12 protein-coding genes and 2 pseudogenes are annotated in these 13,639 nt (G+C 48.5%); 11 read left to right on the forward strand and 3 right to left on the reverse strand.

Translation table 11 applies throughout. The features are described 5' to 3' along the window. Positions 1-20: 20 nt before the first annotated feature. The 3 genes and pseudogenes from K7R21_RS15650 to K7R21_RS20965 form a co-directional block, all read right to left on the reverse strand. A complete protein-coding gene (locus tag K7R21_RS15650; protein ID WP_224984213.1) occupies positions 21-989 on the reverse strand; it encodes a helix-turn-helix transcriptional regulator in 969 nt (322 codons plus the stop codon). A 142-nt stretch (positions 990-1,131) separates the two neighbouring features. After that, a complete protein-coding gene (locus tag K7R21_RS20750; RefSeq protein ID WP_404813659.1) occupies positions 1,132-1,323 on the reverse strand; it encodes a recombinase family protein in 192 nt (63 codons plus the stop codon). Beyond that, a pseudogene (locus K7R21_RS20965) lies at positions 1,281-1,481 on the reverse strand (recombinase family protein); the annotation flags it as partial. The pseudogene K7R21_RS20965 and the gene K7R21_RS20750, both read right to left, overlap by 43 nt. 721 nt (positions 1,482-2,202) lie before the next feature. On the opposite strand from K7R21_RS20965, the gene K7R21_RS15660 reads away from it, so the two are divergent. The 11 genes and pseudogenes from K7R21_RS15660 (at position 2,203) to K7R21_RS15710 (ending at position 13,488) form a co-directional block, all read left to right on the forward strand. Beyond that, entirely contained in the window at positions 2,203-2,844 is a 642-nt protein-coding gene (locus K7R21_RS15660) for a TnsA endonuclease N-terminal domain-containing protein (RefSeq protein WP_224984214.1), read from the forward strand. After that, complete coding sequence (locus K7R21_RS15665; protein ID WP_224984215.1) at positions 2,837-5,083, forward strand: Mu transposase C-terminal domain-containing protein; 2,247 nt, start codon at positions 2,837-2,839, stop codon at positions 5,081-5,083. Before K7R21_RS15660 ends, K7R21_RS15665 begins: the two co-directional genes overlap by 8 nt. After that, positions 5,083-6,783: an ATP-binding protein gene (locus K7R21_RS15670; protein WP_224984216.1), complete on the forward strand. Its 1,701-nt coding sequence runs from the start codon at positions 5,083-5,085 to the stop codon at positions 6,781-6,783. Before K7R21_RS15665 ends, K7R21_RS15670 begins: the two co-directional genes overlap by 1 nt. A 7-nt stretch (positions 6,784-6,790) precedes the next feature. Then, positions 6,791-8,656, forward strand: a complete 1,866-nt coding sequence (locus tag K7R21_RS20970; protein WP_224984217.1) for a TnsD family transposase — start codon at positions 6,791-6,793, stop codon at positions 8,654-8,656. An 8-nt stretch (positions 8,657-8,664) separates the two neighbouring features. After that, positions 8,665-9,087: pseudogene (locus tag K7R21_RS20975) on the forward strand (TniQ family protein); the annotation flags it as partial. Positions 9,088-9,264: 177 nt separating this feature from the next. Then, positions 9,265-9,705 (forward strand): TnsD family Tn7-like transposition protein, encoded by a 441-nt coding sequence (locus K7R21_RS15685; RefSeq protein WP_224984912.1) that lies wholly within the window; start codon positions 9,265-9,267, stop codon positions 9,703-9,705. Positions 9,706-9,708: 3 nt separating this feature from the next. Next, a complete protein-coding gene (locus K7R21_RS15690) occupies positions 9,709-10,074 on the forward strand; it encodes a hypothetical protein (RefSeq protein WP_224984218.1) in 366 nt (121 codons plus the stop codon). 319 nt (positions 10,075-10,393) lie between these two features. Then, positions 10,394-10,780, forward strand: coding sequence for a hypothetical protein (locus tag K7R21_RS15695; protein WP_224984219.1), 387 nt, complete (start codon positions 10,394-10,396; stop codon positions 10,778-10,780). 99 nt (positions 10,781-10,879) lie between these two features. Then, entirely contained in the window at positions 10,880-12,121 is a 1,242-nt protein-coding gene (locus K7R21_RS15700) for a hypothetical protein (RefSeq protein WP_224984220.1), read from the forward strand. 29 nt (positions 12,122-12,150) lie between these two features. Continuing rightward, positions 12,151-12,960 carry a metallophosphoesterase family protein gene (locus K7R21_RS15705; protein ID WP_224984221.1) on the forward strand — a complete coding sequence of 270 codons (810 nt, stop codon included), beginning with the start codon at positions 12,151-12,153 and terminating at the stop codon, positions 12,958-12,960. Positions 12,961-13,137: 177 nt separating this feature from the next. Then, a complete protein-coding gene (locus K7R21_RS15710; RefSeq protein WP_224984222.1) occupies positions 13,138-13,488 on the forward strand; it encodes a hypothetical protein in 351 nt (116 codons plus the stop codon). Positions 13,489-13,639: the final 151 nt, after the last annotated feature.

Below are 13,639 nucleotides of genomic sequence, written 5' to 3' on the forward strand. Positions count from 1 at the left end.
CACCTCCCCCAAGCAGCGTCCTACTGTCGATATTTTCTCAGGGCGCCTGCAATTTCGTTCATCACCTTTTCTCGCATCCACCCCGGCTCAAGGACCTCTACCTGCGAGCCGTGCTTTAGGATCTCCATCATTATTTCCGCCTGGTGGGAAACCGGGATGGTCAACATCAGCGAGCCATCAGCTTGGACCTCGGCTACCTGGTGCTCGTGCCAGAGTTCACCCTTCACCCATCGCGAACGCTCGGGGGAGAAGCGGAGCACCACCTTGAAGGTGTCCCGGTTCTGGAATATGCCGAAGGTGTTGGCAAGGTAGGGTCGCCACTCCTCATCCGGGCGGAACTGAAACGCTGGACCATCTGCCTGCGTGAGAGTCATCCGGCCCAGCATGAAGTCGCGCCAGGCACCTCGCAAATGACAGTAGGCGATCAGGTGCCAATTACCCATGTAATTTACCATGTGATGAGGTTCCACCGTGCGCATGGTGCAGTTACTAGCTGTCGGCGAGTAGTAGCAGAAGGTAAGGAGTCTTCCCTGCAGTAAGGCAGAAGTAACGACCTTAAAGGTGAGTGGGTCAGCGGGGCTAATCTCCTTCCAGCGAAAGGAGAAGGCGTCTTCAGGTTTGGCGCGTCCTGGGAGGTTGGCCGTAAGAAGGGAGCCTAGCCGTTGAGAGATGTGTTCCAGGTCCTCTGCCAATGGGCCGGCTGACGCTTCGGCGATCAATTTTCGTGAGATGAGCAGCGCCAGGAGTTCTACTTCGGCGATGCGCGTTACTGGTAACTGATAGGAGGTGTCGGTATAGACATATCCTTTACGGGTGAGTAGGTAGGCCAGCGGTGCCTGCAAACGGTCGCGGAAATAGTCGATGGAGCGTTGGGCGGTTTTTGTGCTGATTTCAAACTGTGCCGCGAGTTTAAAGGCGTTGGGGTAGCGTTCGAGCCTGGTCTCATTGTCAAACCAGACAAAACGTTCCAGGAACAGCTGTTCCCCCATGCCGCCTCCCAATTCCACTTCATAAATTCATTAAAATTAAAAGCCGCCAAAATATACACGAAAAAAACTAGGACGTCAAATAGGGAATATCCCCTGAGTCAGAAACTCCGACGAAGCATTCCCCTGTCATTCGAAGTTTGGATTATTTGTTGTTGTCATAATTGGTCTTCAGCTTTTCGGATATCCCGATCATCTGCCACATCGCGCGCCCCGTCGGCGTCTGGGTGTCCACCGCCTCCGTCACGGAGTGGAAGGCGATGCCCCTGGCCTTGAGGTCGTCGAGCATCACGATCAGGTCGTGTAGGGAGCGCCCCAATCGGTCGAGCTTCCACATCGTGAGGAGTCCCCCTCTTCGAGGCTCTTGAGACACCTTGCCATTTGCGGGCGCTGCGTGTTTGCGCCGGTTGCCTTGTCAGTGAAGATCTTCTCGCATCCTGCCTGGCGCAGGGCGGCCAGTTGCAGGTCCGGGTTCTGGTCTTCGGTTGATACCCTGGCGTAACCTACTTATCATACCCCAATTCTGACCCTGATTTTTGATGCGGCCAACTACTTGGAATCAGGAAGGTAGGGGCTTGTGCCATAAATCTTAATCTATGGCACAAGCCTTCACTCTGGCTACCTGGCCCCTCACTAATTCTCTTCCAGCCTCCCCCCTCAAGCCCCCAAACCAACTTTACATAAATGGATGTTATGGGACCTTTCCGTCTGCAGCCTGGCAGTCCTACCCTGTCCGCACCCCTCTCAGGCAAAAAATTTTTACAATTTTTTTGGCACAAAAACGTTCATTTAGCTAACGGTTAGCTAAATGAACGTTCGAAAAACTTACATTCACAACTATTTGATATTACAAAACTAAAAAAAATTGAATACGAACAATGCGCGTATTGTATGTGACAGTAAAATTCGGGTATTTTTTGTATAAATATAATTGTACAAATGGTTTTTAATCATTTTTTTTCTTGATTATTTTGCATTTGTTTGTAAGGTTCGTGTGAGATCAAAACTAGTCCAGTAAGGAATAGCGATGCCTCGTAGAACAAAAGCTAGTGATGCTTCAAAACTCAAGCAGGGGCGTGGCTTGCGCCATGGTCAAGAGTACACGCCATTCCTGACGGTTCGTGAGGTGCCTTCAAAAGGGTTACGCCATCGGGAACCTGGTTGGAAGACAGGTCGGATACATCATTGCCTTGCAAATGGAGAAGATGACTGCTTCATGGTCTTTGAATGGTGTCAACGAATTACCGATATCAGGGAGCAGTTTCCACTGCGGCAGGAGGATACCATTGAGATCGCGGATCGCCTTGGGATAACCCACCCAAGAGTCCCTGGAACAGAGGACCTTACTGTAATGACAACTGACTTCATCTTAGATGTTTTAGTGGAGGGGAGGATTGTGATGGTTGCGAGAGCAGTGAAGCTGTCGCAAGATCTTAACGACTTCAGAGTAATTGAAAAGCTAGAAATAGAGCGGACATACTGGCGCGATCGTAAGATCGACTGGGGGATCATCACCCCTGATCGAGATTTCCCGAAGAACCTCGCAAGCAATGTCGGGTGGGTTCACAAGGCGTATTATTCTGACGATGCCCCCTGTAGGTTAACGGAAAAGATAATACGACAGGCAGAAGAGGCGTTGTATCAGCAGATGGCAGTGCACAACACTACGCCACTGTCACATGTTGCACTTGCCCTTGATGAAAGGTTCGGTCTCCCCGGGGGGACTTGTCTGTGGATAGTGAGGCATTTGATCGCCACCCAGACATGGAGTGTGGATATGAAGCAGAAGCTGACCCCGGACTTACCGCTAAAAGTTGTGGAAAGAGCAGTGTTTCGGCTAGAGGCTGTAGATGCCTAAAATAATAAAGGGGTCGATTTTACAGTGGATTACCGAATCAGCTGAAAGCTATGTAGTTAAACCAATGGTCGATTCACCTAAAGATCTGTTGGAATGTGTACTATATGCTATGGATGATCAATGTTTTGTAATTCAGCTAAACGGTGACGTCAAGCTTCCATACATACGTGAAAAAAAAGAAATAATTTCTGCATTAAATAGTGGCAAGGCAATCCAAAGGACGATACACCCTAATACAAAACAAATTTGTGCTGATGAAAATTATATTGATAAACATCGACATAGCCGGGATAGAGCGTTCGAATTAATCCAGGAAATTGTTGAGGATGAACCAAATATATACTTTTCTGAGAAAAGAGGACAACTAGTAAAATCAGTAGTTGAAAAACATAAGGTGACAAAATCTGAAATATACAAGTTTCTTTATAGATACTGGGTTGGAGGAAACACAAAAAATGCTTTGCTGCCGTGCTATGATCGATGTGGTGCGCCAGGCAAAGATAGAGTTATTAGTACAGAGGATGCCAGTGGCGATTTAAAGAATGGAGTTGCTAAGAGGGGGCGTCCAAGCAAAAAAAAGAAATTAAATCCGGATTTTGAAGGAGTAAATGTTACCGAAGAAGATAAGAAAATATTTAATATTGCTATAAAACTTTACTATAGCAAGCAAGGCAACAGGCCGCTTACGGCGGTTTATCAAAAAATGAAAGTCCATTTTTACAGTATTGGGAAAAGATTTGAAAGAGGTGTGGTTGTAAATGTAATGCCGCCCAGCCACACAGTTCCCACCTACGGGCAGTTTCGTTACTGGTTCAATAAACTTCAAGATTATGCTGAAACTCAGCGGAAACGATTGGGTGAAAAAAAATACAATTTGGTTGCTAGGGCCATTCTTGGAGATTCCACTAAGATGGCCAATGGTCCAGGGTCACTATACCAAATAGATGCAACAATAGCAGATGTCTATTTAGTGAGTTTACTGGATCCGACAAGGATAATAGGGCGTCCAGTAGTATATTTTGTGAAAGATGTATTCTCCAGGATGGTAGTAGGGCTCTATGTAGGGCTTGAAAGCCCTTCTTGGACAGCAGCAATGATGGCTATTGCTAATACAGCAGCTGATAAAGTCGCCTTCTGTGCTGAGTATGGGATTGAAATTAGTGAACATGAATGGCCTTGTCGCTATCTATGCGAGAAGTTTGTGGGAGATGGTGGAGAGCTTCTTTCAATTAATTCGGATGCTTTAGTAGATAGGTTAAACATCGGGGTAGCTAATTGCGCTCCATATCGTGGAGACCTTAAAGCTATAGTGGAACGTCAATTTGGTATCACAAATGAAAAAGTGATTGACTGGTTGCCAGGCGCAGTTCACGACATAGGACCCGGTGAAAGAGATCATCGACTGGATGCAACTTTAAACATTCATCAATTTACAAAGCTCATCATAGTCATGGTGCTAGAACATAACCAATGCCAATGGCTGAACGACTATCGTCTCGATCGAGCAATGATTGCCGACAAGGTAGACCCGATACCACTTAAGCTGTGGAATTGGGGGATACTAAACAGGTCGGGACATTTACGTGAGAAAACACAGGACGTGATAAAGCTTGCACTAATGCCTCGAGACACTGCTAGTGTGACAGAAAAAGGAATTTATTTCAGAAAGATGTATTACACATGTGACTTAGCATTGCGGGAACAGTGGTACGTTGAGGCCCGAATGAAGGGGAGATGGAACGTTGAGGTTTCCTATGATATTCGAAAAGCAGACATAATTTATCTCATCAAGAAGGATAAAACATTTGAAACCTGTTGTTTGGTTGATGCCGATGCTCGTTTTAAAGGTGCTAGTGTTGAGGAGGTTCAAGATTTCTTCGAGATACAGGATATAAAGTCTAAGGTTCATGAAACCGAGGCTATACAAAGCAGTGCTCGCTTGCACGCTATGCTTGAGGCTGAACTCTCAGACGCTAGAGCAAGAAGTAAAGATCGATCGCGCCCTGAGGTGAGCAATTCAAGGCGAGTTAAGGAGATTAAGGAAAATCGATTGGTTGCAAAGCAGCAGGCTCGAGAAAAAGAGGCTTTTGATCTGAAACCTACTAAACAGAACATGGAGCCCGCAAAGGTTCTCGCGTTTGCAGGTGAAATAAAGGACCAAGCCAAAGTAAGGACTGCTGCGGAGCAACAAATGGATTTGCTAGCGACAATTAAGGAAAGCGAGAAAGGTGATAGCTGATGTCAAAAGAGAGGATTGACACTTCATTCTTCAGGGGGGACGTTGTCACTGCAACATACGTTGAACATGCAGATAAAACCTATGCCTGCAACCCCTATATTGAGGCATTGCCACCGCCAATCAATGATGAAAAAGTCGCTAGTCTCTTGAGACGGATGCCGTACTATGACGAGAAGGAGAGGCAACACACCGCATTAGATAGAGTTACATTTGCTCAAAGAGTTACGAACTGCATGGTTCCATTGCCTGATCATATACTGATATTTAAGAAGTTCCAGCGAATGATCACTGATGGATATCTAGCCCGTAATCCCCTTTCGTCCGAGTGGATAAAGCAGGTACGTAGAGGATTTCCTCACCTTGACTGGGTCGGACTGTATTCCGGTTATAATCCATATATCAGAAAGAACGGTAGTGGAATTAACTGTACAGGGCCCAGCGGTGTTGGAAAAACAACCACAGTTGAGAGCGCACTGTCCCTGCTGCCGCAAGTCATAGTACACACAAGTTACCAAGGGCAGGCTTTTGATCAAAAGCAACTAGTGTGGTTAAAGTTGGAGTGTCCCTCTGACGGTTCTTTGAAAGCGTTATGCCAAAGTTTTTTTGTGGTCTCTGACTCCGTATTAGGGAAGCAGAGTGATCCAAAGATTTATTCGGGGATGACTGCGGAATACCTCCTCCCACTGATGGCGATGAGAGCATCAAGTATGGGACTAGGGGTATTAGTTGTGGATGAGATCCAGCGGCTAAACCGGGCTGCAAGCGGTGGTGCAGACCGCATGTTGAAGTTTTTTGTTCAACTCACAAACAATTTGGGCGTTCCAGTTGTCCTTATCGGGACGTTTGAAGCTGCAAATCTTTTTACAAAGGATTTTGCGAGTGCCCGAAGAAGTTCCGGCAAGCAAGGTGAGATGGTCATGAGTAACATGCGTCCTGACCGGATCTGGGATTATTTTCTGGAGAGTATTTGGCAATACCAGTTTACAAATGTAGTGACACCCCTGACCCCTGCGCTGAGGAAGGCTTTTTACGCAGAGTCTCAAGGGATAGCAGATATCTGCATTAAGCTTTACATGCTCGCACAGATACAGGTCATAGGATCTCAGGATGAACGGATAACCCCTGACCTAGTCTCGGATGTAGCACGAGCAAATCTGCACTCTGCACGTCCAATGTTAGATGCCTTACGACGAGGGGATACAGAAGCACTTAGTCATATTCCTGATTTATACTTGCCCCAGAGCTTATTGGATCGATGTCGTGCGAGGGCTGAGCACCGGATCATACTAAGTGGGACCCTAGATACACTAAAAAACCAATCACATCATGATCTGAACACTGATGAAGACTACGTCGATCCTCCTGAGGATAAGATTGCTAAGCTGCTTGTACAGGCTGGTTATAGCCAACTCCTGGCTGTCAAATGTGCTGGTGAGGCTGTCGCGAGATTCGTGGAGGAAGGCAACATCAAGCTAGCCACAGCCGAAGCCTTTCGAATTGCTGCAGAGCACGAGGCCGATCAAAAAATAGAAGTAACAGGGGCGAAACCCTCCGGTGTGCGGCCTCAGAAAAAAGTGGTTTCCATTAGCGGGGATCTCCGGGAGATCTTTAACAAGAGGCCAAAAGCTATGGAGCCTTACGAAGCATTTAAGCAGGCAGGCGTTATCAAGCCCGCAGACGAATTCCTTGAAGTGTGTTGAGGGCGGTATGCTTTCATTTTTTCCTGCGCCATACCCAGATGAACTACTTTACAGCGTATGCGCCAGGTACCATCTGCGTAGTTGCAATGCAAGTCCGAAAGCCTCCATGCTGGAACTATTCGGGTCGTCCACTGCCTGTGCGACCGTCGACCTGCCTAACCGGCTTCAATATCTCTGTAACCAGCTCTCAAAAGGAACGTTGATCACTCCGAACAGGTTGCTTAGCGAAAACACAATGCTGCCTCTGTACCGGCCTTTTTTGCCGAAAGCACGCCTCGCGAGAATAACGAAATGGATGCTGGAGTCAACGCGCGGAGGTAGCATCCATGTGGCCATTGGGGCGACGGCGAGCACCGTCCACCACCCGCGATACCTACAGTTCTGCATTGAGTGTCTCAAAGCGGATGAAGAAAGGTTCGGTGAGGCATTTTGGCATCGTTGTCACCATGTCCCCGGCGTCCATGTATGTCACAAGCACGGAGTGTCTCTATTTGCCACCGAATTCCCGGTGAAGGTGCAATTAAACAAGCACTTGTTCTATCCGCTGCCGAACTTGGCAGGTGGAGCGGTGGAGCAGGAGGCGGTTGAAGCATCAAGTACGGCAGAATTGTTGATCGCTTCAAACGTTGCTTGGCTATTGCATGCGAACGATGACGAATGGCCAGGTCTTAAGTGGATAAGGAGGCGCTATCTGGATTTCTTGCGGATTCGTGATTTGGCAACACTTTCTGGGCGGGTTTATCAAGAGCAGCTTATCCGGGAATTTAATGCGTACTACGGAGAGCAGTTTCTCCAAAGAGTTGGTTGCCAGGTACAGCCGGAGGGTGGGGATAGCTGGCTGAGCAGGCTTGTTCGCAAACCTCGCACAGCTTCTCACCCCCTAAAGCACATCCTCCTCATGGGGTTTCTAGGAGTAGATGTGAATGAATTTTTCAGCGGAGGTATGGTCGGGCACTCTCCTTTTGGTCGTGGCCCCTGGCCTTGTTTGAATCCAGTCGCGCCTCACTACAAGAAATCTGTCGTTACTCATTGCCTAATCACAAGGAATTCTGAGAGCGGGAAGCCTGTTGGGAACTTCATCTGCCCATGTGGTTTTTGTTACGCACGTACGGGACCTGATGGCGGCAGAGAGGACAGGTACAGGATTGGAAGAATTATCCAGTATGGGCCGGTCTGGGAGAGTGAGTTGCTCAGATGGTGGCAAAAAGGAATCGGGTTAAGGGCTATAGCAAGACACCTCGGCGTCACATCTAAGACGGTGACGAGGCACATCTCTTATCTTCAAGTAAGGCCGCTACAAAGTCCTGCAACCACTTCAAATGAAGTCGATATTCGACGGGCAAGGTGGATTAAGCTGCGGTCGTCCTTCCCCAGCGCGGGTCGGAAGCTCTTGAGAAGTCTAGCTCAAGCTGATTATGTCTGGTTGTACAGACACGACCGTGACTGGCTGAAAGCGAATATGCCCCCACCACTGCCCTATTCAAAGAACCGCGACCTACGTGTCAACTGGCCTAGGCGCGACTGGGAAGTGGCCGCTGCTATCCAAAAAGCTCAGAGGATAATTCGCGCCAGGTTGGGAAAACCAACGAGAGTGACTGTGAGCGCTTTAGGCAAGTACATTGGGGGGCTGTTCATCCTGCAGCACAAGTTACACAAGTTGCCCCTTACCGGACGTCAACTCCAAAAGGTGTGTGAATCGAAAGACGGGTTTGCCTTGAGACGGGTCCGGCGAGCAGTGGAAGAACTCAAGAGGCAAGGGCAACCTCTGACAGCGTGGCGCATCTGTCGTATAGCCGGTATGGGGACTGAGGTCACCGATGTCGTGCAACGGGAGATAGACCGCTTAATATTGAAGAGCACCTACGAATCATAAGAGGACAAATGCTGCCCTTTTTTCCCAGACCTTATCCACACGAATTCTTATACAGCATTTTTGCTCGGTATCATTATCGCGCTGGCAATCTAGCATATCGGCACACTTGCCAGGAACTGCTAGGTTCCGCAACTACTGCTGCGCTAACACTGTATCCAAGCAACTTAGAACACCTGTGCAGCCAGTTGCACGAGGATTCCCTTATCAACGCTGATATGCTCGTCGAAAATCACACTTTTTTCCCACTCTACAGACCGTTCCTGTCGAGTGGCCGAAGAGGCGAAGCGCTGAGGTACGTGAAGGGGTCAAATAGAGGTGAGCAACGACGAACCCAGAGAGGTTTTATCAGGTTCAACAGCTTTATCGGCGGAAATTTTAAATACTGCAAAAGATGCGTTGCCGCAGATCGGGAGAAGTTTGGGGAAGCGTACTGGCATCGCGACCATCAACTCCCAGGGGTTCAATTTTGTTACAGGCATAGGACGCTCTTGATCGACAGTGGGTTGCCGTTGACATCCACCGGGAATAAGAAGGACCTGTACCTCTTGAACGAAGATCCTCCCCGAGTAGAGCCTTCGTACCAGCCTACGCCGAAAGAGGCAGAGCATTTGAAATTTATTGCATCATCAGTTCACTGGCTTTTGAACAACCCACTACCCGACAACTCTGATGAGTTGATAAATCTAAACTATGAAGCCAAGAAGGTTGAAATGGGCTTCGCTCATATCCTTGTACCTGAACAAGTCAAAGATAACGGGGCACTGAAGTCGCTCCTCTGCCATAAAAAAGTGGCAAAAGCCTTCAATAGGTGTTTCAGCGATAGCCTTCTCGCGCAACTGCCGGAGAGTCTACACATAGCACCTCGGTCAAATTGGATTGTTGGGTTCCTAAAGGACAGCAGAAAAGAGATAAATCCGCTGCGGCATATTCTAATAACGCGACTTTTACAAGAAGACATCGGCAACATGTTCCGACCGATCGTAGCCGGGGCTGTGGAAGGGCGAAGCCTTGGTGGAAACACATGTGCTGCCTCCCAAGGGCTCGGGTAACGAATGGCGAGACTAATCATCCGGTTGAGCACCAAAAAACCACTTCAGGATAGGGCAATTACATCGGGAGAGAATATGAACAAAAATGGTGGCAAAAAGGGAAAAGAGCTCAACTATGGATCGGCAACCGAGCAGAGGAACATGATATTCATGAATAACGGAAAGCGGTATAGCTTCACTGTTGAAATAGACTGTTTCACAAAAACAATCATGGGCCACAGGCTCGATGCAATTGATACCTGTACTGCAGGCTTTGATGATGTGGCTGTCGAGTCTCATGCCGTTAAACCATATGGCAAGCGGCGCGATATGCAAAAAATGATTAGATCGTTTTTGACTCCCCCGGACAACCGCAAGCCCAGGAAATAAGGACCATGTAGGTTATGGCTATAATCGTGTGGCTAAGTGGAGAGCCCAGTTGACTCGACCAGGAGACCTTGAACCTGCGGGGGATGACTTGGCGAAACTGGAATGGCTGGTTGGAAAAGGGTTCCGACTGGTTGAGGGGGATCCCGGAACTGCAGGACCTAGAAGCTTCTTGCATAACTGCAGTAGAGTTTAGGAATAGCTCATAGTGAACTCAACCGTAGCCACGAAAGAGATCAGGTAAGTTAGGCACATCCTCGCGTTCCCGACGCGCACATTGTGCAACCTGAGGCTTGCATATCAAACCATGAAAGGAGAGACAATGACGGTGAAAATATCGGATGGCAAAGTCGAAATTACCGCTGGCATATGGGGAGTCCCCTCTGTCTCTCAGCAACCAAGTCTGCAATTGATTCGATGGAGTGTCAGGCAAACAGAGCGCGGTTCTCGGTATCTTGTTGGCTACAACATCTCAGATCATGAAGGTCGGGTCTCTACGGCAATTCAAAACTTTGATGCAAGTACGGCACGAGTAACCACTCGCTCGGGTCGAATTTACCAATTGGTGGGGCCGCCGGGGCGTGATCCAGATGCAGAATGGGTTTGGCAAAACATGGCATCCCCGGACCTGAAGTGGACAGACGTGAGTGACGAACTCGAAGTGGCCCTGCAAGAGCACCTGAGGAGCAATAAGGCAGATACCGAGTAGCTCAATCATCGTGCTTTGGGGGTGGTAGCCGTGGGGTCAAGAAAAGTTAATGGCACCATTACAAGAGAAAAGCTGCATGAGGAAGTCTGGGCTGAGCCTATGACGAAGGTAGCGGAAAGGTACGACGTCTCCGGAAGCTTCCTAGCCAGGATCTGTACTCGCCTTAGGGTCCCACGTCCCGCTAGAGGGTACTGGGCGATGCTTGCTGCTGGCAAAAAAATGAAACCGGTTCCTTTACCAGAAGCAAAGCCAGGTGATGAGCTTGAGTGGCGATCTGGGTATGGTCAAACGCGAGTCGCACAATTCCCCCCACCGACGGTAGCGCAGGTGAATGTCGCAAAAAGATTAAGGGGGAAGCAGTTGCCAGATAGGCACCCGATACTAATGGGGGCCAAAGAAATAATTGTTGAGGCCAACGAGACATGTTCCGGGCTTTTGAGCCCGCGAAAGCGCATCTTACCTGACATCATCTCTTCCAAAGCCACCTTAGACAGGGCTCTAGATGTCGCCAATGCTCTTTATTTATTCCTTGAAAAGCGTGGGCATCGGGTAGTCATGGAACCATACGGGCAGAATTTTAAACATCACACAGTGGAGGAGCGAGAAGGTGGGCGGAGAGGACAGTACGAATATTCAGATGTATGGCGGCCGTCTCGTGCGACTTTAGTTTTCATCGGGGACGTGGCTTTTGGTCTCACACTTTTCGAGACGACAGAGAGGGTGGAGGCAGAATACAAAGATGGCAAGTATTTTCGCATCACAGAACTCCCAGCAAAGAAGCGCTCAAGGTACACCTCATCGCATTCTTGGCGAACTGAGCAGGATCTGACTAGCGGTCGGTTGTGCTTACAGGTGTACTCGCCCTACCAGAGGGTGGCTTGGTTGCGGCAGTGGCGTGAGGCAAAACCTGGGGATTTCCCACGAAAGCTCGTGGGCGTAGTTAAAGATCTAGAGACCGAAGTTAAAACCATCGTGGAACTCTTCAAAGAGGGAGAACGAAAGGCTGAAATTGAAAGACAAAAATGGCAAGCCGAGCGGTTGGAATCTCAACGGAGGGAGGCTGAAAGGCAGCGACTCCAAGCGATAGAGCAAAGCCATAGTGAACTTCTACAAATCATCAAGGCCTGGGGCGAAGTGAAACGGATCGAAGCTTTTTTTGAAGAAGCGGAATCGGAGATTGTAAGATCTGGAGATGAAAATAGAGAGCAGCTTCTCGAGCGGCTAGGAAAGGCAAGGGAACTTGTCGGATCTGTGAGAGCATTGGAGCAACTGGCCGGTTGGATGACCCCGGAAGAGAGATTGCAGGCAGAGCAGGAGCGCCAAGCTAAGTTTAGGTGGTGATTTCGTTGAAAGAAAGGTGGGTATCGACAATGCTAAGGCTAGCATGGATGACCGATCCGCATTTGAACTTTTTAGATATAGACACCCGTAAAGAATTTTGTTCAAGCATAAACAATCTAAAGGTTGATGCTCTCTTAATAAGCGGAGACATTGGTGAAGCCGTTGGCATTGAGTCTTACCTAAGGACTCTGATGGAAAATGTGGAACCTCCAGTGTACTTTGTTTTGGGAAATCATGATTATTACAGAGGCTCCATAGCAGATGTCAGGTCTAGAGCTGCACGCGTATGTGCCGAATCCAAGAGGCTCATCTGGTTGCCGCAGGCCGGACTGATTCAGATAACGCCGGATGCATGTCTCATAGGACATGACGGCTGGGCGGATGGGCGATTTGGCAATTTTCTTGGCTCCAAAGTGATGCTTAATGACTACAGATTGATCGAGGAGTTGAAAGGACTAACCTCAGCAGAACGGCTTGAGAAATTGCATTATTTAGGAGATGAGGCTGCAGAGCATTTCATGAAACTTCTTCCTAGGGCGGTACAGAAATATAAGCAGGTGATCGTTTTAACCCATGTGCCACCCTTCCGAGAAGCCTGCTGGCACGAAGGCGAAATATCAAATGACGATTACCTTCCTCACTTCAGTTGCAAGGCTGTTGGAGAGGTCTTACGAAAAGCTATGGTAGGGGTGGAGGCGCAGATGCTGGTTCTTTGCGGGCACTCCCATAGCCCTGGCGAAGCTAGGATCTTGCCCAATTTGTTGGTTAAAACTGGGAAAGCTGTATATGGCAACCCTGCAGTGAACGAAATTATCACCGTGCCTTTTGACCTGGCTTAAAAGAATAAATGGACATATCCGAATCGCTTTGCGGGCAGGACTGATCGTCAACGTCCCAAGAAGTTATGAGTGAACTGTTGTCCTGCTGCTATCTTTGGCCTGGCAGCCAAACACCTTGCTTCTGGCTTATGCAGTGGGAGCGGAGCTATGGATCGATTTGGAAAATTAGGGGGTGATATGGACACGATCGAAAACAAGAAAGTCAGATGCAGAGTTTACCTGTCGCGGCGCAACCTGCTAACGTTACTACAAAAACTGGACCGTAAGGTTGCCGGACAGCAAACAAAGTGCACCATCATTAAGCGGGACAACGCTCATCCCGTGTTCCCCCAAACGATGGTAGCTATTGCGGTCACAGCAGTTGAGGATGAAGAATACTACTCGCACAGAGCCCCAGGTCCAGTTTGCATAGCGGATACGCCGGGGAGGGAGCTCGCGCTTGCCATTCTGAAGCTAAAAGGTCACGAATATTTAGATGCACGGGAGTACGCCGTGGTTGAAGAGTTTTTATCGAAGTACAGATCATAACCTAAGACATGGAAAAAGCCGTCAAGGCGGGCAGCTCAGCCTGTGACCTCCTCTTCTACTCACTTAGTACATATGCAGTCCGAGTTTCGATGGGAAGCAAATCCATTCACGAATGCGAACTGCTGCCCCATTTTGATTAGAAACTGGAGGG

The sequence above is a fragment of the Geomonas agri genome, from assembly GCF_020179605.1.
Classification (GTDB): domain Bacteria; phylum Desulfobacterota; class Desulfuromonadia; order Geobacterales; family Geobacteraceae; genus Geomonas; species Geomonas agri.